The 21,992-nt window shown below is 51.4% G+C and carries 24 protein-coding genes and 1 riboswitch; all 24 genes read right to left on the reverse strand.

The window, feature by feature from the left end:
• Positions 1-30: 30 nt before the first annotated feature.
• The 24 genes from spoIIID to MHI45_RS16110 all read right to left on the reverse strand — a co-directional run bounded on the left by spoIIID (position 31) and on the right by MHI45_RS16110 (position 21,899).
• Positions 31-318: a sporulation transcriptional regulator SpoIIID gene (spoIIID, locus tag MHI45_RS15995; protein ID WP_038597396.1), complete on the reverse strand. Its 288-nt coding sequence runs from the start codon at positions 316-318 to the stop codon at positions 31-33.
• Positions 319-543: 225 nt separating this feature from the next.
• A complete protein-coding gene (locus MHI45_RS16000) occupies positions 544-1,284 on the reverse strand; it encodes a M23 family metallopeptidase (protein ID WP_076109653.1) in 741 nt (246 codons plus the stop codon).
• A 61-nt stretch (positions 1,285-1,345) separates the two neighbouring features.
• On the reverse strand, positions 1,346-2,497 hold the full coding sequence (gene spoIID / locus MHI45_RS16005; protein WP_076109654.1) for a stage II sporulation protein D: 1,152 nt from the start codon (positions 2,495-2,497) through the stop codon (positions 1,346-1,348).
• Positions 2,498-2,776: 279 nt separating this feature from the next.
• Positions 2,777-4,153, reverse strand: coding sequence for a UDP-N-acetylglucosamine 1-carboxyvinyltransferase (gene murA / locus MHI45_RS16010; protein WP_076109655.1), 1,377 nt, complete (start codon positions 4,151-4,153; stop codon positions 2,777-2,779).
• Positions 4,154-4,350: 197 nt separating this feature from the next.
• A complete protein-coding gene (locus tag MHI45_RS16015; protein ID WP_038597407.1) occupies positions 4,351-4,608 on the reverse strand; it encodes a DUF1146 family protein in 258 nt (85 codons plus the stop codon).
• 196 nt (positions 4,609-4,804) lie between these two features.
• A complete protein-coding gene (locus MHI45_RS16020; protein WP_076109656.1) occupies positions 4,805-5,221 on the reverse strand; it encodes a F0F1 ATP synthase subunit epsilon in 417 nt (138 codons plus the stop codon).
• A gap of 65 nt (positions 5,222-5,286) precedes the next feature.
• On the reverse strand, positions 5,287-6,684 hold the full coding sequence (gene atpD / locus MHI45_RS16025; protein WP_076109657.1) for a F0F1 ATP synthase subunit beta: 1,398 nt from the start codon (positions 6,682-6,684) through the stop codon (positions 5,287-5,289).
• A 120-nt stretch (positions 6,685-6,804) separates the two neighbouring features.
• Complete coding sequence (gene atpG / locus MHI45_RS16030) at positions 6,805-7,671, reverse strand: ATP synthase F1 subunit gamma (protein WP_076109658.1); 867 nt, start codon at positions 7,669-7,671, stop codon at positions 6,805-6,807.
• 153 nt (positions 7,672-7,824) lie between these two features.
• Positions 7,825-9,336 (reverse strand): F0F1 ATP synthase subunit alpha, encoded by a 1,512-nt coding sequence (gene atpA / locus MHI45_RS16035; RefSeq protein WP_076109659.1) that lies wholly within the window; start codon positions 9,334-9,336, stop codon positions 7,825-7,827.
• An 11-nt stretch (positions 9,337-9,347) separates the two neighbouring features.
• Positions 9,348-9,899, reverse strand: coding sequence for a F0F1 ATP synthase subunit delta (locus tag MHI45_RS16040; RefSeq protein WP_038597419.1), 552 nt, complete (start codon positions 9,897-9,899; stop codon positions 9,348-9,350).
• Positions 9,896-10,384, reverse strand: coding sequence for a F0F1 ATP synthase subunit B (atpF, locus tag MHI45_RS16045; RefSeq protein ID WP_076109660.1), 489 nt, complete (start codon positions 10,382-10,384; stop codon positions 9,896-9,898). The genes MHI45_RS16040 and atpF overlap by 4 nt, the downstream gene beginning before the upstream one ends.
• A 97-nt stretch (positions 10,385-10,481) precedes the next feature.
• A complete protein-coding gene (gene atpE, locus MHI45_RS16050) occupies positions 10,482-10,694 on the reverse strand; it encodes a F0F1 ATP synthase subunit C (protein ID WP_036699216.1) in 213 nt (70 codons plus the stop codon).
• A 107-nt stretch (positions 10,695-10,801) separates the two neighbouring features.
• A complete protein-coding gene (gene atpB / locus MHI45_RS16055; protein ID WP_076109661.1) occupies positions 10,802-11,569 on the reverse strand; it encodes a F0F1 ATP synthase subunit A in 768 nt (255 codons plus the stop codon).
• Positions 11,570-11,598: 29 nt separating this feature from the next.
• The gene (locus MHI45_RS16060; RefSeq protein WP_038597428.1) at positions 11,599-11,976 is read right to left on the reverse strand and encodes an ATP synthase subunit I; all 378 of its coding nucleotides are present in this window, start codon (positions 11,974-11,976) and stop codon (positions 11,599-11,601) included.
• The gene (locus MHI45_RS16065) at positions 11,969-12,202 is read right to left on the reverse strand and encodes an AtpZ/AtpI family protein (protein WP_052092354.1); all 234 of its coding nucleotides are present in this window, start codon (positions 12,200-12,202) and stop codon (positions 11,969-11,971) included. The genes MHI45_RS16060 and MHI45_RS16065 overlap by 8 nt, the downstream gene beginning before the upstream one ends.
• 179 nt (positions 12,203-12,381) lie before the next feature.
• The gene (gene wecB / locus MHI45_RS16070) at positions 12,382-13,542 is read right to left on the reverse strand and encodes a non-hydrolyzing UDP-N-acetylglucosamine 2-epimerase (protein WP_038597431.1); all 1,161 of its coding nucleotides are present in this window, start codon (positions 13,540-13,542) and stop codon (positions 12,382-12,384) included.
• Between the two features lie 66 nt (positions 13,543-13,608).
• Complete coding sequence (gene upp / locus MHI45_RS16075; protein WP_038597434.1) at positions 13,609-14,238, reverse strand: uracil phosphoribosyltransferase; 630 nt, start codon at positions 14,236-14,238, stop codon at positions 13,609-13,611.
• Positions 14,239-14,698: 460 nt separating this feature from the next.
• Positions 14,699-15,949, reverse strand: coding sequence for a serine hydroxymethyltransferase (gene glyA / locus MHI45_RS16080; RefSeq protein WP_038597437.1), 1,251 nt, complete (start codon positions 15,947-15,949; stop codon positions 14,699-14,701).
• 87 nt (positions 15,950-16,036) lie between these two features.
• Positions 16,037-16,627, reverse strand: coding sequence for a TIGR01440 family protein (locus MHI45_RS16085; protein WP_076109726.1), 591 nt, complete (start codon positions 16,625-16,627; stop codon positions 16,037-16,039).
• Positions 16,628-16,860: 233 nt separating this feature from the next.
• Positions 16,861-16,943, reverse strand: a riboswitch (ZMP/ZTP riboswitch).
• A 50-nt stretch (positions 16,944-16,993) separates the two neighbouring features.
• Positions 16,994-17,581 (reverse strand): low molecular weight protein arginine phosphatase, encoded by a 588-nt coding sequence (locus tag MHI45_RS16090; protein WP_076109662.1) that lies wholly within the window; start codon positions 17,579-17,581, stop codon positions 16,994-16,996.
• A gap of 52 nt (positions 17,582-17,633) precedes the next feature.
• Complete coding sequence (locus MHI45_RS16095) at positions 17,634-18,206, reverse strand: manganese efflux pump MntP (protein ID WP_076109663.1); 573 nt, start codon at positions 18,204-18,206, stop codon at positions 17,634-17,636.
• A 215-nt stretch (positions 18,207-18,421) separates the two neighbouring features.
• Entirely contained in the window at positions 18,422-19,699 is a 1,278-nt protein-coding gene (locus MHI45_RS16100) for an L-threonylcarbamoyladenylate synthase (RefSeq protein WP_076109665.1), read from the reverse strand.
• Between the two features lie 130 nt (positions 19,700-19,829).
• Complete coding sequence (spoIIR, locus tag MHI45_RS16105) at positions 19,830-20,579, reverse strand: stage II sporulation protein R (RefSeq protein WP_256718050.1); 750 nt, start codon at positions 20,577-20,579, stop codon at positions 19,830-19,832.
• Positions 20,580-20,687: 108 nt separating this feature from the next.
• Positions 20,688-21,899: an FtsW/RodA/SpoVE family cell cycle protein gene (locus tag MHI45_RS16110; protein ID WP_076109666.1), complete on the reverse strand. Its 1,212-nt coding sequence runs from the start codon at positions 21,897-21,899 to the stop codon at positions 20,688-20,690.
• Positions 21,900-21,992: the final 93 nt, after the last annotated feature.

A 21,992-nucleotide genomic window follows, 5' to 3' on the forward strand; every position in this document is an offset into this window, starting at 1 on the left:
CCTGAATTATTGCTTAAAATTCCGAAAATATCATGGCTTTGCGGCTACGGCAACCTCACGTTTTTTACCGGTCGTTTTCTTATATTTAATTTTTGTGGCTTCTCCCCCCCGCAAATGACGGATTGATTTGTGATATTCGAGAATGTGCTTCACCTGATCGGCCAAATCAGGGTTGATCTCCGGCAAACGCTCGGTTAAGTCTTTATGCACCGTGCTCTTTGAAACGCCAAATTCCTTGGCAATGGTCCGGACTGTATGCCTGGTTTCCACGATGCAGCGTCCGATTTTGATCGTACGTTCTTTGATGTAATCGTGCACGCTCCCGCCTCCCAACTGTGGATAGTTTGGTACATTATATGAGGGGCGGGCCTATATATTCGCGCTTTCAGGGGATGACAAGCCCTGGAAGGCTCATTTTATTTCCTGGACAACCGTAAGAAGGGCCCATTTCGGCGGAAAACAGCTTACTTCTGTCCTGCTATGCTCCGCAGAACACAGCAACAAAAAAACAGGAGGCATTCGCCTCCTGTCTAAAAGTTATGCTTAACGCTGCGGCAGCAGATCCGAAGGATTGACTACCTTGCCATCCTCGTACACTTCAAAGTGCACATGATTGCCAAGATTTTTCTCAATTTCACTGCGTCCGGCCGTTGCCAGCGTGTCGCCTTGCTTTACTTCATCGCCTTGCTTCACTTTGGTGTCGCCGAGGCTCTGATATACCGTCTTCAGATTGTTCGGATGGGTAATCTCTACAACCTTGCCGAACACTGCAACATCTTCAACCCGTGTTACTTCACCGCTAAGCGCTGCCTTGACATCAAACGTCTTGTTGTCCTCACGTGCGATGTCGATTCCGACATTCGGCACGAAGGTGTCATTGTACTGCACCATAGCCGCTACATGATTCTCTTCTGTCCCATTCTCATCATAGAACGGTTTTACCACTTCCACTTCTCCGGGGCTGGCTACAGGCCAGGTCAGAGTTTCTGCCGAAGCGACAACTTCCAAAGCCTCAGGGTCGTTTGCTGCACCGGCTTCTTTGCTGGGTTTAGCGGAATCCTGTGAAACGACTGCGTTGGTGTCGGAGTTCAGCGGCTTCTGGCCGGCATCCTGATAGACCCACACCAAGGTTAGTATAATAGCCGCTGCCGCCGTGTAGACTGCCGGGAATACCCACCGTTTGGAAAACAGCCTGTTCCATGAAGAAGGCTTAGCGCCTGAATCTCCCTGCTTGTTTTTGAGAGATTCATCATGGGTTGATTTGTTTTTTTCTTGTTCATTCATATGTTTATCACCTCAGTAACCAGTGTTACCGGGCGCTTCGCTTTTATACGTATCTTTCAAGTTATTTTTTCAGAAGAGTTGAGACTTGAACAAATGAGATACCGCTGTAATAGTGTTTGAGAATTTGTGTCGCTGTGCTGCCTTCCTTGGCCATGCCGTTTGCCCCCCACTGGCTCATACCGACTCCGTGTCCATTCCCGTAAGTTGTAATTATAATCTCGCTGCCCTTTCGCTTCCAGGTAAACTGGCTGGAGCGCAGCCCCAGCTTCTCACGCACTTCCCGTCCGGTAAATACGGTTCCTCCAATCGAGATTTCCTTGACCCGGTGTCCCGCAGTCAGCGACAGCACTTTCACAGGCATCTGTGCAGAGGAAGAGGAGACCGGCTTCGCCCGACCGGAAGCTGCAAGATCCTTGGAAGCAGGCAAAGCCTTGCCGCTTAACCCCAGCTTGCCTATCAGCTCTGAAATACTAAAGGTATATGTTGCCGCGAGATTCGGTGTAATCTCCTGCTCCCAGGGGCTGGCTACACTGCGCAAATAAGGCACGGCGGCATTCCAGTAGTCTTCTGAATTTTCCGTATAGCCTCCACTGGAGGCGAAAAAGGAGGCGGTGATCGGCTGCCCCTTATAGGTCATAATGACGCCGCGCGTTTCGCGGACCGCGCGGCGGAGTTTGGCCAGCCCGGCGCTTTTTCCGCCGCGCACCCAATCCCGTTCCAGCGCCGCCTGCGAGACGTAAGCCTGATGGCTTACCGTATCGGTCACATCCGCGCCCGGAACGGGCACGCCACTGCTGTCGCCGGCCACCAGGCGGCGCATAATGAACGTGCGGGCGGCCACGGCCTGCGCTTTGAGCGCTTCGAGCTCAAAGTCCGCCGGCATCTCGGCCGCCAGCACGCCGCTGACGTACTCCTCCAGCGGCAGGGTCTCTATTTGTCCGCTCTGCGACAAATAGACATGCACTTCCGGCTGCGGGGCCTCTCCCGCAGCCGCCTCAGGCAGCACAGGCCGTTCCGTGGCCTGTGGCATGGCCTTGGGCACCGGCTGCCCGCCTCCGCGCAGCGGGACAATCGCCAGCGGCAGCAGTAGCGCCGCCAGCAGCGGCGCTGCGAGCCAGGCGGCCGGGACCAGCCGCTGGATACGGGGCGCTCCGCGCCGGGTGCGTGCGTAACGGCGTTTGAATTTGCGCCGCAGGTAGTGGAAATCTTTCATCTCTATGGCTCCTTCCGTAAGTCACCGGTGATTCTTATAGATATGAGTTTTCCACAACTGCTAGAACGCTATTCTGAGAGTGAGAGAATCAAATTGCCGTGAAGTTAGCAAAATTTCAATCAGCACAAGTGGAAACAGCTTTGCCGTCCCCAAAAGGACGGTATCCGTTTCAGCGAGAAATAGAAGGATAATTTATAGCGTGAAGCATAGAAATTTTTATATTAAAAAAAAGCCGCACCGCAAATGCGGAGCAGCTTATTCCATTTATATTATTTACGATTATACCCAGGTTGGCTGAATCTGAAAGCGCGGCTTCAGCTCATCACTTTTGAATGATTCGCTTTTGGTAGCTTCCGGTTTGGCGATTTCTTCTTTGGATGCCGCTACAACCGACTCTTCCATGGAAATCCGCCAAATGTCTGCACCAAGTCCCGACAGCTTCTCGGCCAGATTCACATACCCGCGGTCAATGTGATGCGTACCACTCACTTCCGTAGTCCCTTCGGCAACAAGTCCCGCCAAAATAAGCGCAGCGCCTGCACGCAGGTCCGTAGCGCACACTTTAGCGCCGACAAGCTGAGCATTGCCGGTCACAATCGCTGAACGGCCCTCAATCTTGATCTCGGCGTTCATGTTGTGGAATTCATCCACATGCATAAACCGGTTCTCGAAAACGGTCTCCGTTACGACACTGGTACCTACGGAGCGAAGCAGCAGCGCCATCATTTGCGACTGCATATCGGTAGGGAAACCCGGATACGGCAATGTCTTCAAATCAACAGCCTTCAGTGGCTTGTCGCTGATGACGCGCACGCCATTCTCATCAGGAATGATCGTAACGCCCATTTCCTCCATCTTGGCAATTACAGGTCCGAGATGATCAGCAATCGCACCTTCAACATATACATCCCCGCCTGTGATCGCTGCAGCTGCCATGTAGGTACCTGCTTCAATCCGGTCAGGAATCACATGATGTTTTACACCATGAAGCCGTTCTACGCCCTCGATACGAATGACGCCGGTCCCAGCTCCACGTACAATGCCGCCCATCCCGTTCAGGTAGTTAGCCAAATCGACAATTTCCGGCTCTTTCGCGGCATTCTCAATCACAGTCACGCCTTCGGCGAGTGCTGCGGCCATCATTATATTTTCAGTCGCGCCCACGCTGGCCACATCCAGATACACCTTGGCTCCACGCAGTCGACCGTTTGATTTCGCTTCAATGTAGCCTTGGCCCAAGCTAATCTCGGCACCAAGCGCTTCAAATCCCTTCAGATGCTGGTCAATCGGCCTTGTACCGATGGCGCAGCCGCCGGGCAGAGAAATGCGTGTATGACCCATACGGGACAATAAAGGACCCATCACCAAAAAAGAAGCCCGCATTTTCCGCACCCATTCATAAGGCGCTTCACAGGATGTGATGTTTCTAGCATCAACCTCGATGATATCGTTCTGGTATGTAACACCTGCACCCAGAGATTCCAGCACTTTGCTGATAGTCATTACATCGTCTAGCGGAGGTGCGTCCACAATGACGCTAACTCCTTCTTCTGCCAATAGAGAGGCGGCTATGATCGGTAGTACGGAATTTTTTGCGCCGCTTACTTTCACGCTCCCGGTCAATCTGTTGCCACCGCGGACGATAAATTTGCTCATTTCGGTTTCCCTCCGCGTCCATATTTCTGAAATAATTTTGAATTTAAGATTCATTTGTTAAAATATCGGATATTCCGTCTGTGCGCCCGATGTGCGGGCACGTTCCTTAAACTTCAGTGTTGACATAATAAAACCTTATTATTCGACACCTTTTTCGCATCCATAGACCTATACAGATATAACCAAACCCACTTGCATTAAAACACATTGCGGAGCAGCCCGCTCCAGCCCAGGTAATCCAGCAGAAACCCAGCCACGAAATGACCGAGGACGATAGCCAGCAACAGATGGAGCAGTCTTCCTTGAGGGCTCTTGGGATATCTTATGACCAAATCGAGCTTAAGGTTCTGAAGTGCCCACCAAGATAATACGACACAGAGCAAAGAAACGATCATCGAAACCAAACCGCTGGTACCGATCGCGCTGGATAAATCATCGTAGATCATTTGTTCCATGTTACCTCCCGTGTGAATGTTACTTGGAAATCGACTCTTATATCATACTTGCGCAGATGAAAAGAATCCAGTACTTTTACGAATTTTTAAACATTTCGCCCATTAAGCCCCAGGTTCATGACAATATGTTCATTTTTTACAGGTTTTTTATTCCAAAAAAAATGCAGCCAAGCTATAGGCTTGACTGCATTTCGTGCTACTGTTGTCCTTTTCCGGTGGACACTTTAATCCGTGTAACGGCGCGTTGCAGCGCCAGCTCCGCACGGCGGTGATCAATCTCATCCTGTTTGCTGCGGGTCTGAAGACGGCGTTGTGCCCGTTCTTTAGCCGCTTCGGCGCGTTCAACATCGATATCCTTAGGCAGCTCGGCACTTTCAGCCAGAACTGTCACCTTGTCTTTATGCACTTCTACGAACCCGCCATGAACGGCGATAGTGACGGAAACACCGTCCGATTTTACAGTGAGCGGAGCAACCTGAAGTGGAGTCACAAGCGGAATGTGTCCCGGCAAAATGCCCAGCTCGCCATTGGCTCCCCGTACTGTCAGGCTGTTAACCTGTTTGGAGTAGACAAGACGCTCCGGCGTGACAATTTCCAACAAAAAGGTATTCACTTCCATTCCTCCTCAAAGCTTTACCCAGTAAAGCTCGCATCGAAAGCATGATCTAAAGCTCAGAATTACATGGATTTCGCTTTTTCGACCGCTTCTTCAATCGTACCTACAAACAGGAAAGCTGCCTCCGGAAGATCATCGTGCTTGCCTTCCAGAATCTCTTTGAAACTGCGCACAGTTTCTTTGATCGGCACATATTTGCCTTTAAAGCCGGTAAACTGCTCTGCCACATGGAAAGGCTGGGACAGGAAGCGTTCAACTTTACGGGCACGGGCTACAATAACCTTATCTTCTTCACTCAGTTCATCCATCCCCAGGATGGCGATGATGTCCTGAAGCTCAGTGTAGCGCTGCAGCAATTGCTTAACGCCTTGTGCGACGTTGTAATGCTCTTCGCCGACAATTTCGGGAGCCAGCATACGCGAACTGGAAGCCAGTGGATCTACCGCAGGGAAAATCCCCTTTTCGGAGATTTTACGCTCCAGGTTGGTCGTTGCATCCAAGTGGGCAAATGCCGTTGCCGGAGCCGGGTCAGTGTAATCGTCCGCCGGTACGTAGATCGCTTGAATGGAGGTAACGGAGCCTTTTTTGGTGGAAGTGATGCGCTCCTGCAATTGGCCCATTTCTGTTGCCAGCGTTGGCTGGTAACCTACCGCTGAAGGCATACGGCCGAGCAGGGCTGATACTTCGGAACCTGCTTGGGTAAAGCGGAATATATTATCGATAAAGAGCAGCGTATCGCGGCCTTCCACATCACGGAAATACTCCGCCATGGTCAGACCGGTCAAGGCTACACGAAGACGTGCGCCCGGCGGCTCATTCATTTGTCCAAACACCATGGCCGTCTTCTTGATAACGCCGGAGTCGGTCATTTCATGATAAAGGTCATTACCTTCACGGGTCCGTTCACCAACACCGGCGAATACGGAAATACCGCCGTGCTCTTGAGCGATGTTGTTGATCAGTTCCTGGATAGTTACCGTTTTACCTACACCGGCACCGCCGAAGAGGCCGATTTTACCGCCTTTGGCGTATGGGGCCAGCAGGTCGATAACCTTGATCCCGGTTTCCAGAATTTCCGCTTGGGTCGACAGTTCATCATAAGTCGGGGCAAGACGGTGAATCGGATTCTTCTCTGCGACAACCTCAGCACCGTTATCAATAGGGTTGCCAAGTACATTAAATACCCGGCCGAGTGTAGCTGCGCCAACGGGAACCGAAATCGGTCCACCCTGGTCAAGCGCGTCCAATCCGCGAACCAGACCATCCGTGGACGACATGGCGATACAACGGACCAGATTGTCACCCAGGTGATTGGAAACTTCAAGCGTCAGATCAATAATGCGGCCGTTCTCCAAGCTGGTTTCAATCTTGATAGCGTTGAAAATCTCGGGCAACTGGCCGCGTTCGAATTCAATATCAACAACCGGACCCATAATGCTTACAACGCGTCCTTTGTTCATCTTCATTTCCCTCCTCGAAAGCTGTTACATTGAGAAGAAACGGCAGTGCTGTCTTCAGGAGTCTATGCCCCTGAAGCGAGCGGTACGTTGTATCGCTCTACGGCACCCGTTTCTTATAGATCAAGACTGCGCATTTGCTCCGGCAACGATCTCAGTAATTTCCTGCGTAATCGCCGCCTGACGGGCACGGTTGTACGTAAGTCTAAGGTCTCCGATCATTTTCGACGCGTTCTTAGTGGCACTGCCCATCGCTGTCATCTTCGCACCCAGCTCACTGGCTTTACCGTCCAGAATTGCGCTATAAATCAAAGTTTCGGCATATTTCGGAAGCAGCACTTGCAGTACGCCTTCCGGTGAAGGTTCGTATTCATAGGCTGCACTTGCGCCTGTGTGCCCCTCACCCACTGCATCCATTGGGAGCAGACGGTCAACGGTTGGCACTTGGCTGATAGCATTCAGAAACCGGTTATAGCAGATATAAAGCTCATCATATACACCTGTCTCAAACTGCTGAACCGCCGAGTAGGCGATCGACTTAATATCAGAGAATTTCGGTGTATCGGACAGCTCGGTAACTTCCTCTACAATCGGGTATTCACGGCGCCGCAAGAAATCACGGCCCTTACGGCCGATGACGAAGAGCGCATATTCGTCCTTGGAATTATGCCGCTCTGCCAGAAGCATCGTCACTTTACGCAGGATATTGGCATTGTATCCACCCGCGAGACCTCTATCGGAAGTAACAATAATATAGGCGGTCTTCTTCACGGGACGGCTGACCAGCATCGGATGCTGCAAGTCCTGTGTACCGGCAGCAATACTCGATACGACCTCTTTCAGCTTCTGTGAGTACGGACGGGCAGCTTCCGCTTTCTCCTGCGCTTTGCGCAGCTTGGAGGCGGCTACCATCTCCATTGCTTTAGTGATCTGTCTGGTGTTTTGAACGCTCTTGATTTGACGTTTAATATCACGCATACTTCTTGCCATGATTTCACCACCTTAAAGCTTTGACGAAGTCAAAGCTGACCTCGTAAGCATAAACTGAGCTTTGAAGAAGTCAAAGTTAACTTCGTAAGCATATATCAGAGCTTTGGCAGAGCCAAAGCCCGTTTCAAAGCATGGGTAGACAGTTATTTGCGATTAGCTGGTCGCGAAGCCTCTTTTGAACTTCTCGATCGCTTCTTTCAGTGCTGTCTCGTTGTCTGCCGTCAAATCCTTTGTATCAGTGATGGATTTAATAATGCCGGCAGCGCTGCTGTCGATGAACGCCAGGAATTCCTTCTCGAAGCGTTTTACGTCCTTGACAGGAATATCATCCAGGTGGCCTTTAACAGCGGTATACAAGCTGAGCACCTGATGCTCAACAGACAACGGCTGGTTTACGCCCTGTTTCAGAATCTCCATCATACGGGCACCGCGGTTCAGACGGGCTTGCGTAGATTTATCGAGATCGGAACCAAACTGGGAGAATGCCTGAAGTTCGCGGTATTGGGCCAGATCCAGACGGAGTGAGCCGGCAACCTTCTTCATAGCTTTGATCTGCGCTGATCCCCCTACACGGGATACAGAGATACCGACGTTGATCGCCGGACGCTGACCAGAGTTGAACAGATCGGATTCAAGGAAGATTTGGCCGTCTGTAATCGAAATTACATTCGTAGGAATGTAGGCCGAAACGTCAGAGGCTTGGGTTTCAATGAAAGGCAGTGCGGTTAATGAACCACCACCTAGCTCATCGCTGAGCTTAGCCGCACGTTCCAAAAGACGGGAGTGCAGATAGAAAACGTCACCCGGGAATGCTTCGCGGCCTGGTGGACGACGGAGCAGCAGGGACAATTCGCGGTAAGCGGAGGCTTGCTTCGAAAGGTCATCATAAATGACAAGGACATGCTCGCCTTTGTACATGAAGTACTCACCCATTGCACAACCTGAGTATGGAGCGATATACAGCAGTGGGGACGGCTCGGAGGCCGACGCGGTTACAATAATTGTATACTCCAAAGCACCATGGCGGCGGAGTGTTTCTACAACCTGCGCCACTGTGGATTGTTTTTGACCAATGGCAACATAGATACATTTCATGCCGTTGCCCTTTTGGTTGATGATCGCATCAATTGCGATAGCTGTTTTACCGGTTTGACGGTCACCAATGATAAGCTCGCGTTGTCCGCGGCCAATCGGTACCATCGCGTCAATTGCTTTAAGACCGGTCTGCATCGGCTCATGAACCGATTTACGGTCGATAACACCCGGTGCATTGTTCTCTACCGGACGGAATTCCGTCGTATCAATCGGACCTTTGCCGTCCAGCGGCTGGCCGAGGGCATTTACTACACGGCCCAGCAGGGCTTCGCCCACCGGTACCTGCATAATTTGTCCCGTACGTTTAACTTGATCGCCTTCACGAATCGCCGTATACTCACCCAGAATAACAACACCGACGTTGCTTTCTTCCAGATTGAGAGCCATGCCCACTACTCCGTTGGAGAACTCCAGCAACTCGCCTGCCATTGCGTTTTCCAGACCGTAGACACGGGCGATACCGTCTCCGACTTGAATGACGGTGCCAATTTCGGCCACTTCGATATCGGCTTTATATTGCTCAATTTGACTTTTGATCAAAGTGCTGATCTCTTCAGGTCTGATGCCCAATATCCTCACCCCTATCTTCTATGCTTATCGTTAAAAGATTTCTCGAGACGCTCCAGCTTGCCGGACAAACTGCCGTCATACAGCGTATCGCCGATTACGACCTTAAGTCCGCCCAGCAGGCTCTTATCCACGAGATTCGTAACACGAATCTTGCGTTTAGTAAGCTCGCTGAATTCTGCGGCCACAGTATCCTGCTCTTCTTGACTAAGCGCATAAGCAGAGTACACAGTAGCATCGCCGATACCGAGGGCGTCTCCTTCAATTTTGATGTATGTTTCCAGCAGCTCAGCAAAAATATCGGTTCTGCCCCGCTCAACCAGCAATTCCACCATGTTCATCACCGTTGGAGAGAGCTTATCCTGAAATGCTGTGCGAAGCACCTTCAGCTTATCGGACTTGGAGATGCGCGGTGCATGAATGAACCGTTTCACCTCTTGATCAAGATGCAGCACCTCGACCACTGTCTTCAGCTGTTCTTCCACTTCAAGCGTAATGCCTTTCTCCACCGCTGCACCGTACAATGCTCTGGCGTAGCGCCCAGCAACTACCGTATCGCGGCTCATGAGCGGCCTCCTACCTCTTTGAGGTATTGATCGACAAGCTGTTCCTGCTCGCCGTCAGCCTTGACTTCTTTTTCAAGCAGCTTGGAAGCAATGCGGACCGAAGCCGTTCCAAGCTCGCTGCGCAGGGCTTCCACAGCCTTGTTCTTTTCATTGGAAATATCGCGGACAGCCTCGTCCTTAAGACGTGCAGCCTCAGCTTTAGCTTGATCCATAAGCCGGTCTGCCTGATTGCTGCTTGTGGCCTGGGATTGTTGAATGATCTGTTGTGCCTCTTGACGCGCCTGCTGCAGAGCCTGCTTCTGTTCTTCTACATAAGCGACCGCCTGCTCTCTGGTCTTAGCTGCTTCATCCATCTGCTGCATCACCAGTTCACGGCGTTTCTCCATAACTGCGAATAATTTGCTGAATGCAAATTTGCTGAGCAGGAAGTAGAGAAGTACAAATGCGGCAATTGAAAAAACTATATTCGTCCAAACTATAGTCACTGTGGTCACTCCTTTCCGTTACCGCGGTGTGCGGACATATACAAAAGTAAGGCGCGGATGGCACTTGCCCTCCCCGCCAAACCGTAAGAACGGTTTATTAAGTAAACATGATCAGGAATGCAATAACTGTTGCGGCCAACGGAATTACTTCGACGATACCTACACCGATAAACATTGTTGTCTGCAGTGCGTTACGTGCTTCCGGTTGACGAGCGATGGATTCTACCGTTTTGCTGACGATCATACCGTTACCAAGACCTGCACCGAGTGCGCCCAAACCAACCGCGATTGCTGCTGCCAAAAATTCCATTTGTAAATATCCTCCTTTAATTTTGAATCATTTAGTATTTGTTTAATGATATAAAAATCTCCCGCGAAGAGTGTTCCGGCGGCTGCCGCTTTCCTCACGGCAGTTCATTAATGTGCTTCTTCCTCGTGGATCGTCATCTGCGCGATGTACACCATCGTCAGAATCGTAAAGATAAATGCCTGAAGCGCTCCTATAAAGATACTGAAGCCTTGCCAGACTGCCAAGAATGGAATACCGAGGAATCCCAGCTTCAGAATAACCGTGATCAAAACCTCACCGGCAAAAATGTTGGCAAATAGACGGATGGCAAGCGCCACCGGCTTTGACAGGTTCTCAATAATGTTCAGCGGCAAGAAAATTGGAAACGGCTCAATGTAGTGTTTGAAATAATGTTTGCCATTCAGCTTAACGCCGAGGTAGTTCATCAATACAAACACGATGATCGCCAGCCCTGCGGTGACATTGATATCGGCAGTCGGCGATTTATACCACAAGATCTCCGCATGCTCGCCATGCGCCAAGTTTTTGGTCGCTTCGATTACATGTCCGAAGATGTACACCGGTTTATCAGCTTCAGTGATGAAGGAAAACGGCAGACCCAGGAGATTGGAGACAAAGATAAACAATATCAGCGTCAACCCCAGTGAAATGTAAGGTTTCCCTTTCTTCAGGTCCATGGCACTGCTGATGACTCCCTGTACAAATTCCACCACCCACTCCATAAAGTTCTGAAGTTTGGACGGATTCTCAACGGACAGGTTGCGGACAGACATCATCACCAATATGAACACTACCAGCGAACTGATTAAAAGCATCAGAACAGCGGATAAATCAATCGGTATTCCGCCGAAATAGATTAATGGCATTTCATGCATAGTATCATCCCCCTTTCTCTTTAATCTGGCTACAACTTATTCCTAATACCTAAATATATCCCCACAGGAATAGAGAGAAGCTGGGGAATGAACAGGCCGGCAATGGTTGCCTCCAGCGAGAAATGCTCGATCTTGACCGAAAACATGGTGACCAGAATCGCAAAACAGATCCGTGTAAGAAAACCAAGGCTGAATGCCTTCCCCTCGTGGTTTGCAGCCGACTTTGTTACCCGCCTTACTTTGGCGGCAAGATAACGAAAGTTGACCAATCCCGCTAACAAACCAAGCGCCATTCCCAGTGTCACGGTACGGGTCTCATGATGAAGTGCCCATCCCATTAACAATCCGGACATCACAACGAGAGTAATCCTGGTAACGGAATTGATCATGGGAGTCATATTATCCATTTTGCTCCCCCAGAAATTTTTTGATTAGCAGGACGACGTTAACGATCCCGAGAAGCATCCCGGTGATTGTACCGATGGCCAGCCAGGATTTGGGGCCGTCCATCTGATTTTGCAGCCATCTTGCCGCAAAAAAACCTATAATAATGTAAGCGGCAAGCAAAGTGCCTGCACTTCCGATGACTAAAGCGGTCCGTCCCAGTCCGGCTTCGTCCTTTTGTTCCTTCATAGGCTACAATCCCAACTAATTTTACTGAATATCCAGACTCTTTGTCAATTCATTGAAAATTGCTCAAAAGTGCTTGAAAACATGAAAATAATCACAGCAAAGCCTACCAAAACCATATAAACCGTACAGTTTCACTGTATGCTGTTTTTATTCACTTTAGTATATTAGTCGTTGTGCCATTAATTATTAGTTGTGAACATTCTGTGAAATTCCTCAGGACGCTCTTCAACGGCTCCAAAATGGTGCAAAATCGCATTGACAATTCTCTCGGAGGCTTTGCCGTCTCCATACGGGTTGGCGGCCCGGCTCATCGACTGATACAGATTCTGATCGGTCAAAAGAGCATGTGTCCGTTGATACACCTTCTCCTCGTCCGTTCCCACAAGCTCCAATGTTCCGGCTTCGATCCCTTCCGGGCGCTCGGTTGTATCACGCAGCACAAGCACAGGAACCCCAAAGGAGGGAGCTTCCTCCTGCAGGCCGCCGGAGTCGGTCAAAATCAGGTGGGTATGCGGATAAAAATTATGCAGATCAACGACATCCAGCGGATCAATCAGCTTGATTCTCGGGTGTCCGCCCAATATCTCATGCGCCGGTTCCTTAACTGCCGGACTCGGATGCACAGGATAAACAATGGCTACATCTTCAAATTCATCAGCGATTCTTTTGACAGCACGGAAAATATGACGGTGCGGTTCGCCTTGAGATTCTCTGCGGTGCGCCGTCATTAAAATTAGTCTTTTTCCTGAAGCAAAATCCAGTACAGGATGCCGGTAGTCCGGCTGTACGGTATATTGAAACACATCGGTAACTGTATTGCCTGTGATATAAATGCTTGACTCTTTTTTGTTCTCGTGTCTCAAATTCCCTGCCGACAAATCTGTCGGAGCAAAGTGCAGATCCGCGAGGACTCCCGTAAGCTGGCGGTTCATTTCCTCAGGATACGGGGACAATTTATTCCAGGTCCGAAGTCCCGCCTCAACATGTCCTACTTGAATTTGCTGCAGGAAAGAGGCATAACTGGCCAGAAAAGTCGTCAGTGTATCTCCATGCACCAGCACGAGATCAGGTTTGGCCTCACGCAGTACAGGTTCAAGTCCTTCCAGCACCCGAATGGTGATTTCATTCAACGTCTGGCGGTCCTTCATCACATCCAGATCGTAGTCAGGAGTGATTTTAAAGACCTCCAGCACCTGATCCAGCAGCTCACGGTGCTGCGCGGTCACACATACAACAGATTCGATGTGCTCGGGATGCCTGTTCAGTTCCAGGACCAGAGGCGCCATCTTGATCGCCTCGGGGCGCACTCCGAAAATCGTCATTACTTTAATTTTGGACATAACCCCCACCCTCTCTTCTAAAATAGATGCTTGTTTTACGTTTATTCTATATTACTTCTCTAGAGATTATTTGGTTCCATATAACCGGTCTCCGGCATCGCCAAGCCCCGGAATGATATACCCGTGTTCATTCAGATGGTCATCCAGTGCTGCCACATAGATATCCACATCAGGATGGGCTGCTTGTACAGCGGCAACACCTTCAGGGGCGGCAATCAGATTCATCATCTTAATTTGGGTACAGCCGCGGTTCTTCAAAGAAGTGATTGCTGCAATTGCAGAGCCGCCTGTTGCCAGCATCGGGTCGATAACGATCAATTCCCGTTCCTGCACATCCGTAGGAAGCTTAATGTAATATTCGACAGGCTGAAGGGTCTCCGGATCACGGAACAAGCCGACATGTCCTACTTTAGCTGCCGGAAGCAGCTTCAGAACGCCTTCAAGCATCCCCAGCCCGGCCCGCAGGATCGGTACCAAGCCCAGCATTCTTCCTGAGATAACCTTGCCCTGTGTTTCGGCCACCGGCGTCTGCACAGTAATTGTCTCCAGCGGAATATCCCGCGTGATTTCGTAAGCCATCAGTGTAGCAACTTCATCGACATGCTCTCTGAATTCTTTCGTGTTGGTCCGCACATCGCGAATAAATGTTAGTTTGTGCTGAATCAAAGGATGATCGCAAATCACCAATTTTCCCATTTCTGTCCCTCCGGTAATTGTGAGTCTTGTTCGCCATAGAAAGCGCTTTTGCTTCTTCCGTGGCTAAATCCTGTCTATTATATCATCACCGGAGGCTCTTTTCACCTACGATGACTTAGTCCTTTTCGCGGAAGCATAAACAAAGGCAAGCTATTCCTTCCAGTACAGTCAGGAAAATCCCGAGTACTTTGGAAATAGAGTGCGCTTTAGTTTGTTCTATTTGATGCATTTAATACTATTCACATTTTTTTCACTTATTTTAATGAAAACTCCATGAACTTTCATGAATATTTCACGACAACATCAGTCTGTTTTCAATTTTAAAATGTGAACATTATGTCACATGAAGACCTCGCTTCTTTATATCATCTCCCAAAAAAAACCCCGAAGCAGCCGGGATACCGGCGCAACGGAGGCGAAAGATTTTAAGCTCGGAATAGTCTGGCCGCAAAGTGGATATTTAGTACTGAAGACCCGGATAAATCGGGTATTGATCTGTAAGCTGGGCGACCTCACGGGCCGCTTCAGTCAATTTAGCTTCATCCTTCGGATTCTTCAGCACGTTTGCGATAATGCGGCCGATTGTTACCATAGCCTGCTCGTCCATGCCGCGCGAAGTAACCGCAGGTGTTCCGATCCGGATGCCGCTGGTTACAAATGGGCTGGTAGGATCAAACGGGATTGCATTTTTGTTCACGGTAATACCGATGGAATCCAGTACTTTCTCCGCATCTTTTCCGGTAATGCTCAGATTGCGGGTATCCAGCAGCATCAGATGGTTGTCCGTACCGCCGGAAACGATGTTAACTCCTTCTCCGATCAGCGTCTCCGCAAGTACTTTAGCGTTCTTCACCACATTCTCGGCATAGGTCTTGAAGGATGGCTGCAATGCTTCACCGAAGGAAACCGCTTTGGAGGCAATCACATGCATCAGCGGTCCGCCTTGGGAACCAGGGAATACAGCTTTATCAATGGCCGCGGCCCATGGCTGTCTGCAGAGAATCATGCCTCCGCGCGGACCACGCAAGGTTTTGTGCGTTGTTGTAGTGACAAAGTGGGCATGCGGAACCGGACTCGGATGAACACCCGCAGCAACCAGCCCTGCGATATGAGCCATATCGACCATGAACAGTGCACCTACGTCATTCGCAATGGAACCGAGTGCTGCAAAATCAATCGTCCGCGGATACGCACTTGCACCGGCTACAATCAATTTAGGACGGTGTTTGAAGGCGGCTTTGCGCACTTCATCATAATCGATCAGGAATGTGTCTTCCTGCACACCATAAGCAACAAAGTTATAAAGCAAGCCGGAGGCATTCACAGGACTGCCGTGTGTCAAATGGCCGCCATGCGCCAGGTTCATCCCCAGTACAGTATCGCCAGGATTCAACGCGGCAAGATAAACTGCCATATTGGCCTGAGCGCCGGAATGTGGCTGCACATTGACATGTTCGGCACCAAACAGTTGTTTGGCACGGTCGCGGGCCAGATTCTCCACGATATCCACATCTTCACAACCGCCATAGTAACGTTTGCCAGGATAACCTTCGGCGTATTTATTCGTGAGTACGGAGCCCATGGCCTCCATTACTGCTTCACTGACGATATTTTCCGAAGCGATAAGCTCAATGTTGGCACGCTGGCGGCTTAGTTCCAGTCCCATGGCTTCCAGTACTGCAGGGTCACTCTTACGCAATTGTTCCATAATTTTTGATTTCCTCCCTAGTGCTTTAGTTTATGTTGTACTTATTTAATCCCTGATTGTTAATGTATTGCCTAAAAGCCGCTGCCCTGCTTAATCGCAGAGCTGTGCACCACTGGTTTCCGGTGTACGGTATACCGCACGTTCGCCGCCGATAAGAGGCGGTCTGCTCCAGGCCGCATTGACTCTAGCCGAACCAATATAGCGCAAGCTCGGGCGAAACGGAACCGCTACCCGGCGCAGATGCATGCCGATCAGCGTCTCACCAATGTCAATCCCGGCATGGGCTTCCACCGTTTCAGCCAAAACAGGGTCGGACATCGAGCGATACGCTGCGGCAGCCATTGAACCGCCGGCTCCCGGTATCGGCACCGCCGAAACCTCCCTCAGTCCGAGCGACTCCAGCAAAGAACGCTCCATGACAAGCGAACGGTTCAAATGCTCACAGCATTGGTATACGGGATGAAACCCCCATTTATCAGCAACCTGGCGAACACCCTGCAGCAGTTGCTCTGCCACTTCAAGCGCCCCGCCGGTTCCAATCCGGACGCCGGCTACTTCGCTTGTACTGACTCCGACGACCAGGATTTTTCCCGGCCCCAGCTTGCCGGCTTCCGCCAGTTCGCCTACGACTGCTGCGGTGGCAGCAGCCAAGGTAAGCTCAGTCCCCCCCGGTTCTACCACTTCCGCAGCCGGACTGCCGGGAGCGCGTTCTTCCCAAGAGTCCTGCTTCATGACTTCATCCATCACTTCTGCCTCCTCAACGTTGACTGCAACTCAGTTCAAACCAAACCGTGTTTTTACTGCAGAGGTACCGCTGCGCCACAGCAGGGAATGAACGCTGAAAGATAAAGCGCAGCTTAATCTTACATACATTTTAAACAAAAAAGAGCAGTCCGCAGGAAGCTGCGGATGTGCTCTTTTGCCCAGGCGACCGGCCGTTTATTCCAGTGCTCCATCGTGGTTTGATCCACATTTGTCGCCAGTTACACCGGAACCGGATAATATTTATTTCATCTTAAAGGAAAGGCTGCGAAAAATCAACCTTCTTTACAAACGGCGTAAGGATTCCAATTTATCAAGCAGATTGTAAAGAGCGGTACGGATTTCCGCTGCTGCCAGCTCATAATCCTCACGGGAACCGCCATAAGGGTCGGTAATATCAAAGCTTGGAATCCGCTGGCGGATCTCGATTATCCGCTGCAAATCGGTCGCCTTCGGCTCTCCGCCCAGTGCTATGCTTAGTTCCGCATCTGCATACAAGCTGTCCAGCTCCTGAATATCGCTATTAACCGCCTCTTCATCATGGACATATTCTTTCAAGGTATACGTCTTCGTAACCGCGCTAGGAAAATATTGCAGCAAATGCCGTTTATGCCCCCCCGTCAGGGTCAGCACCAGATCCGCCCAGGACACCATCTCTGCGTTCAGCTGTGAGGAGATAATCTGATCATTAATGCCCTCTTCCCGCAAGATTGCTCCAGCGTGTCTGGATATGGAAGTGCCGGAAATGGCAGATACGCCTGCAGACCGCACTTCCAGCTCGATTCCGCGTTCCTTCGCAAGTTTCCGCAGAAGCCCTTCAGCCATAGGACTGCGGCATGTATTCCCGGTGCAGACGAATAAAATATGCAGCATGCTTTCCACCTCCAAATAAAATATAAAATAAATTTCTTTTGCCGTTATTGTATCAGAAGATGAACAGCAATCCAAACGCCAGCAGGATCGCTCCGCCCAGCGCCTCCCCGTAATCGCCCAGTCCACGGCTGACCCGCCTGCCCAGCAGCAGACCGGTAATCGCCATAAGTCCCCCGCAGGCGCCAAAAGCTAGAACAGTTAAAACTATGCTATTCACAAACATACCAAGCGATACCCCAACAGAAAAAGAGTCCACGCTTACACTCAGTGAGATAAGCAGCATGCCCCAGAAGGTCTGGTGATCCATAGACCGTGTTCCATCATGACCGGCCCGGAAAGAGTTGAACACCATATGTCCGCCGAGCAGAATTAACAGCCCCCCGGCTGCGAAAGTTGTTACCTGGCCAAGCAGATGTCCCACATAGCTGCCGGTAAACAAGCCAAGCAGCGGCATCAGCACATGAAAAAAAGCAATAAGCAGGCTGAGATGCAGCACATGCAAAAGACGGATGCCTTTCATCCCGATTCCTACACCGAGCGAAAATGCGTCCATCCCGAGTGCGATTGCCATAATGGCAATCGTTACAAGCTGGCCCCAGCCAGCATATTCCCCTGCTATGCCCATGCCTATACCCCCAAAGTCCGATAGTCTTGTACAACAACGATATGCGGACAAGACGGCAATCATGACTGAGCGGGAGAGGCCGGAGACGGGGAAACCGCTGGGTGAAAGGATTTTGGTTAAAATTCAGGCGGCCGGGAGGGACTCGACCGGCATTGCCCTGGTCGGGGTGCCCTGCGGGGCCTCAACGCAGGGCACTGTGTGAGCGGAGCCGGAAATTATCCGGCGTCGATCACGGAACCACCGGCTGCTTTCATCAGCCGGTTCATGATGGCTGCGCCGAGACCGGCCTCCGGGCAAGCCTCGGCCAGGATGTAGGTCGCTCCCGCTTCATCGAAGCGCCGCAACGCGGCATACAGGGAGCGCGCCCCTTCCTCCGGCGAGTCCAGCGAGCCGAGGGAAACGACGCAGGCGGCCGGAACGGCGGGATACAGGGCCCGGTGTTCCTCGAAGAGGAGCAGGCCCGTCACTTCGCCGTTCCGCTGCGCCGCCTGCAGCAGATCTGCGGCGGTCCCCGCCACGCGCTGCGGGGAAACGCCGCGCACTACGCCTAGCCAGCCGCGCGGAGCGTAGTGCGTGTACTTCATGCCCGGCGCGCGCGGCGCCGGGCTGCTATTACCGGCGGCCTGCGCCGCGCCGGCAGGCTGGCCGGATGCGGAGCCGGTACCGGCGTCCGCATCCACTAGGGCCGTGGACGGGCCGGCTGCACCGGCGGCAAAGTCCACGGCAGCGGCCGGGGCGGTGTCCACAGCCCCGGCACCCGCAACCGCCGCCAGCTGCTCGGCGGTAATGCCGCCCGGACGGAGCACAGCGACCGTCCCGTCCGGCTGCACCTGCACGACGGTCGACTCCAGGCCGACCCCGGCGGCGCCGCCGTCCAGAACCCCGCCGATGTATCCGGCGAGGTCTTCCATCACATGGGCGGCCAGTGTCGGACTTGGCCGCCCGGAACGGTTGGCGCTGGGCGCGGCAACCGGGCAGCCGGCTGCGCTCAGCAGCGCGAGCGCAAGCGGGTGGTCAGGCATACGCACGCCGACTGTATCAAGCCCGGCCGTCACCAGCGGAGACAACACGCCGGGCCGAACCGGGAGTACGAGCGTCAGCGGACCGGGCCAAAATGCGTCGATCAATGCCGCGCCCACCGGATGCACTTCCGTCACAAGGTCATCCAGATCCGCCCGCTGCGCAATATGCACGATTAGAGGATTGTCGGAAGGGCGCCCTTTGGCCGCAAAAACCGCCTCTACTGCAGAGGTATTCCGGGCATCCGCGCCAAGCCCGTACACCGTTTCGGTCGGAAATGCGACCGTTCCTCCTTCGCGCAGCATGGCTGCAGCCGCTGTGATCGCACGCTCATCCGCCTCACTCCGCAGCACCGGAGCCGCAGCCGGGTGATCTCCAGTTTCCTTTACGGAATCCAGTTCCCAGTAAACCATATTCTTTACGTTTCCGCTCCGGCGCTGGGCCGCGAACGGGTAATCTTTCTGCTCTGTCATTTTTCATCACCTTATCATCTCTTTAAATCTCAAAAACGGCCCCACCAGGTGGGGCCGCAGCAAATCCGCTCAAGTTCATCCTATATCGTAACATATCTCGCAACCACGAGCCAGAAAGACTAATATCTGCTCAAGACCATAATCCGCTGATCCAGCTCCAGAGATTGTGCAGCAGTTCCCAGATAAAGAACCGCACTTTCGGAGCCGAAGCTTGTTCATCCCCATTGCCATTCTCAGCCGAAACGGTTGTCACCTTGCCCGCTTCCGCAGCCTTCACCTTGGCTCCATCCTCCGCTCCAGCAGCGGAAACGGTCTTTGCTCCTTTGGAGGAGGCAGCCGCATCTCCCGAGCCTGCATCAATGAAGCATAACGGCGGAAACAGTACGCACCACCAGTTCTGCCCTTTGCCTGCACCGAGCGTAACCCGTACCGCTTCATATTCCCCGGCCGGATACACCGTACCACCGTACATTTTAGTCGGGAAAGGAACCACACCCAGTTCCACCTTATAGGTGTACTCAATCCCCCGCTTTTCCAATTCGTCCGCGACAAGCGCATTCAGCTCCGGCAGATGACCCCGGATCAATGTCCGCGCCTGCTCCAGGCTCTGGGGATCTTCCAGTTCCGCTACCCACTGGTTCATTTGTTCAACAATGGAGTCCCGGATCTGGCGTTTGACCAGCTGATCGCCCGTCATATCCGAGTTCGCCAGAATGCGCAAACGGATCGAATCCTGAGGAATGGTTACCTCCGCTATCGCCGCATCGCTTTTTTGCCCTTCCCAGGCCATCATCAGGATCATAAAAAAACAAACTAAAATGGCAGTATACTTAACGGTTACGCGCAAGGAATCCTGTATTCCCGGTTTATTGACATCCATCTCCTGCAGCCCCTCTCCCTATGAAACTCTTATGTCCCTAGTATGTCCAGGGAAGAGAGGCTGCAAACCTAGCAATCTATTAATATATAATTAGCAGTTCGATATCCGCTATTTCACAAACGGAATCATGCTGCTGAATTTGCCGGCAGGGGCTGAGGGAGCGGCAAGCATCGGCAGATCCTCTTCCATATCCTGTCCGTATAAAAGCACACTCATGGCAATGCCCATACTGGCCATATTAATCAGAATCGAAGTTCCTCCATAGCTGATAAAGGGCAGGGTAATTCCCGTCAGCGGCATTAAACCGATATAAGCCCCGATATTCTCCAGAATCTGATACAGCAGCATGGCTACAATCCCTACGATGAGAAACGGTCCTGCCCGGTCCCTGCTGACAAGGGCTATCAGAATCAACCGGTGAATCAGGATAAAATAGAGCAGCAGCAGTACTGCCGATCCAACAAATCCAAATTCCTCCGCGATCTGCACAAAAATTGATTCCGAATACAAATAAGGCACCATATTGTTCTGCACGGAACTTCCCTCCAAGTACCCCTCTCCGTTCATCCCTCCGGAAGCAATGGCAATCTTGGCATTCCGGGTCTGATAACTCGCATCCTTGCTCGCCACATCAGGAACGAGCCAAGGATCGAAGCGTCTGATAAAATGATCGCGCCCCAGAGTTTCTTTAATAAAAACTACTGCTTGATCATGATAGTTAATATAGGTCAAAATAAAGCCAGTCGCGGAGCCTCCGATAATAAGCAGCCCAATCAGGGCATGCGAAAATTTAATATGGCCAATCCACAGGACGCCCAGCAGAATGATGAGATAGCTCAGCGCATTGCCAAGGTCATTCTGGCTGATGACGAGAAGAAAGGGAACCAGTGCGATCAGACTGAGCGGCACGACATCCCGCCAGAACAGCAGCTGATTTTTATTTTTGCGTACCAGCACGGCAGCCAGAAAAATAATCAAAATCAGCTTAAATAGCTCGGCCGGCTGAAAGCTTAATTCACCGACTCCGATCCACCCCTGGCCCCCGTTCTTCACCTTTCCAAAGAAGCTGACCATCAGCAGGATCCCAATGCCCATAATATAAATAAACAGCGCATATTTAACGAGCAGCCGGTAATCAAATATCATCAGCACGGCAAAGCCAACAAAACCCACCCCATAATATTTGATCATTCGAATATGCATTCCGCCCATGCCTTCTCTTCCCTGAGTGACGCTATATATAGAAAAGATACTGATACACATCAGCAAGAGCAGAATAACAATGATGACGCCGTCAATTTTTTTGAGCCTTTGCAGCATAGGGCGAACTCCTTAAGTTATCCGGATTTTGGACTTATGTACAACATAACCGCACAGTATAGCAGCCACTTATTCCCATTGTAAAACATTTTA

Source organism: Paenibacillus sp. FSL H3-0321 (assembly GCF_038002865.1).
GTDB lineage: Bacteria > Bacillota > Bacilli > Paenibacillales > Paenibacillaceae > Paenibacillus_AQ.

Coding starts and splice junctions, on each gene's coding strand:
- MHI45_RS16000 (WP_076109653.1), bottom strand. CDS start 1,284: ATGAATGAACAAGAAAAAAACAAATCAACCCATGATGAATCTCTCAAA.
- spoIID (WP_076109654.1), bottom strand. CDS start 2,497: ATGAAAGATTTCCACTACCTGCGGCGCAAATTCAAACGCCGTTACGCA.
- murA (WP_076109655.1), bottom strand. CDS start 4,153: ATGAGCAAATTTATCGTCCGCGGTGGCAACAGATTGACCGGGAGCGTG.
- MHI45_RS16015 (WP_038597407.1), bottom strand. CDS start 4,608: ATGGAACAAATGATCTACGATGATTTATCCAGCGCGATCGGTACCAGC.
- atpD (WP_076109657.1), bottom strand. CDS start 6,684: ATGAACAAAGGACGCGTTGTAAGCATTATGGGTCCGGTTGTTGATATT.
- atpG (WP_076109658.1), bottom strand. CDS start 7,671: ATGGCAAGAAGTATGCGTGATATTAAACGTCAAATCAAGAGCGTTCAA.
- MHI45_RS16040 (WP_038597419.1), bottom strand. CDS start 9,899: ATGAGCCGCGATACGGTAGTTGCTGGGCGCTACGCCAGAGCATTGTAC.
- atpE (WP_036699216.1), bottom strand. CDS start 10,694: ATGGAATTTTTGGCAGCAGCAATCGCGGTTGGTTTGGGCGCACTCGGT.
- atpB (WP_076109661.1), bottom strand. CDS start 11,569: ATGCATGAAATGCCATTAATCTATTTCGGCGGAATACCGATTGATTTA.
- MHI45_RS16060 (WP_038597428.1), bottom strand. CDS start 11,976: ATGGATAATATGACTCCCATGATCAATTCCGTTACCAGGATTACTCTC.
- MHI45_RS16065 (WP_052092354.1), bottom strand. CDS start 12,202: ATGAAGGAACAAAAGGACGAAGCCGGACTGGGACGGACCGCTTTAGTC.
- wecB (WP_038597431.1), bottom strand. CDS start 13,542: ATGTCCAAAATTAAAGTAATGACGATTTTCGGAGTGCGCCCCGAGGCG.
- upp (WP_038597434.1), bottom strand. CDS start 14,238: ATGGGAAAATTGGTGATTTGCGATCATCCTTTGATTCAGCACAAACTA.
- MHI45_RS16090 (WP_076109662.1), bottom strand. CDS start 17,581: ATGCTGCATATTTTATTCGTCTGCACCGGGAATACATGCCGCAGTCCT.
- MHI45_RS16095 (WP_076109663.1), bottom strand. CDS start 18,206: ATGGGCATAGCAGGGGAATATGCTGGCTGGGGCCAGCTTGTAACGATT.
- MHI45_RS16100 (WP_076109665.1), bottom strand. CDS start 19,699: ATGACAGAGCAGAAAGATTACCCGTTCGCGGCCCAGCGCCGGAGCGGA.
- spoIIR (WP_256718050.1), bottom strand. CDS start 20,579: ATGGATGTCAATAAACCGGGAATACAGGATTCCTTGCGCGTAACCGTT.
- MHI45_RS16110 (WP_076109666.1), bottom strand. CDS start 21,899: ATGCTGCAAAGGCTCAAAAAAATTGACGGCGTCATCATTGTTATTCTG.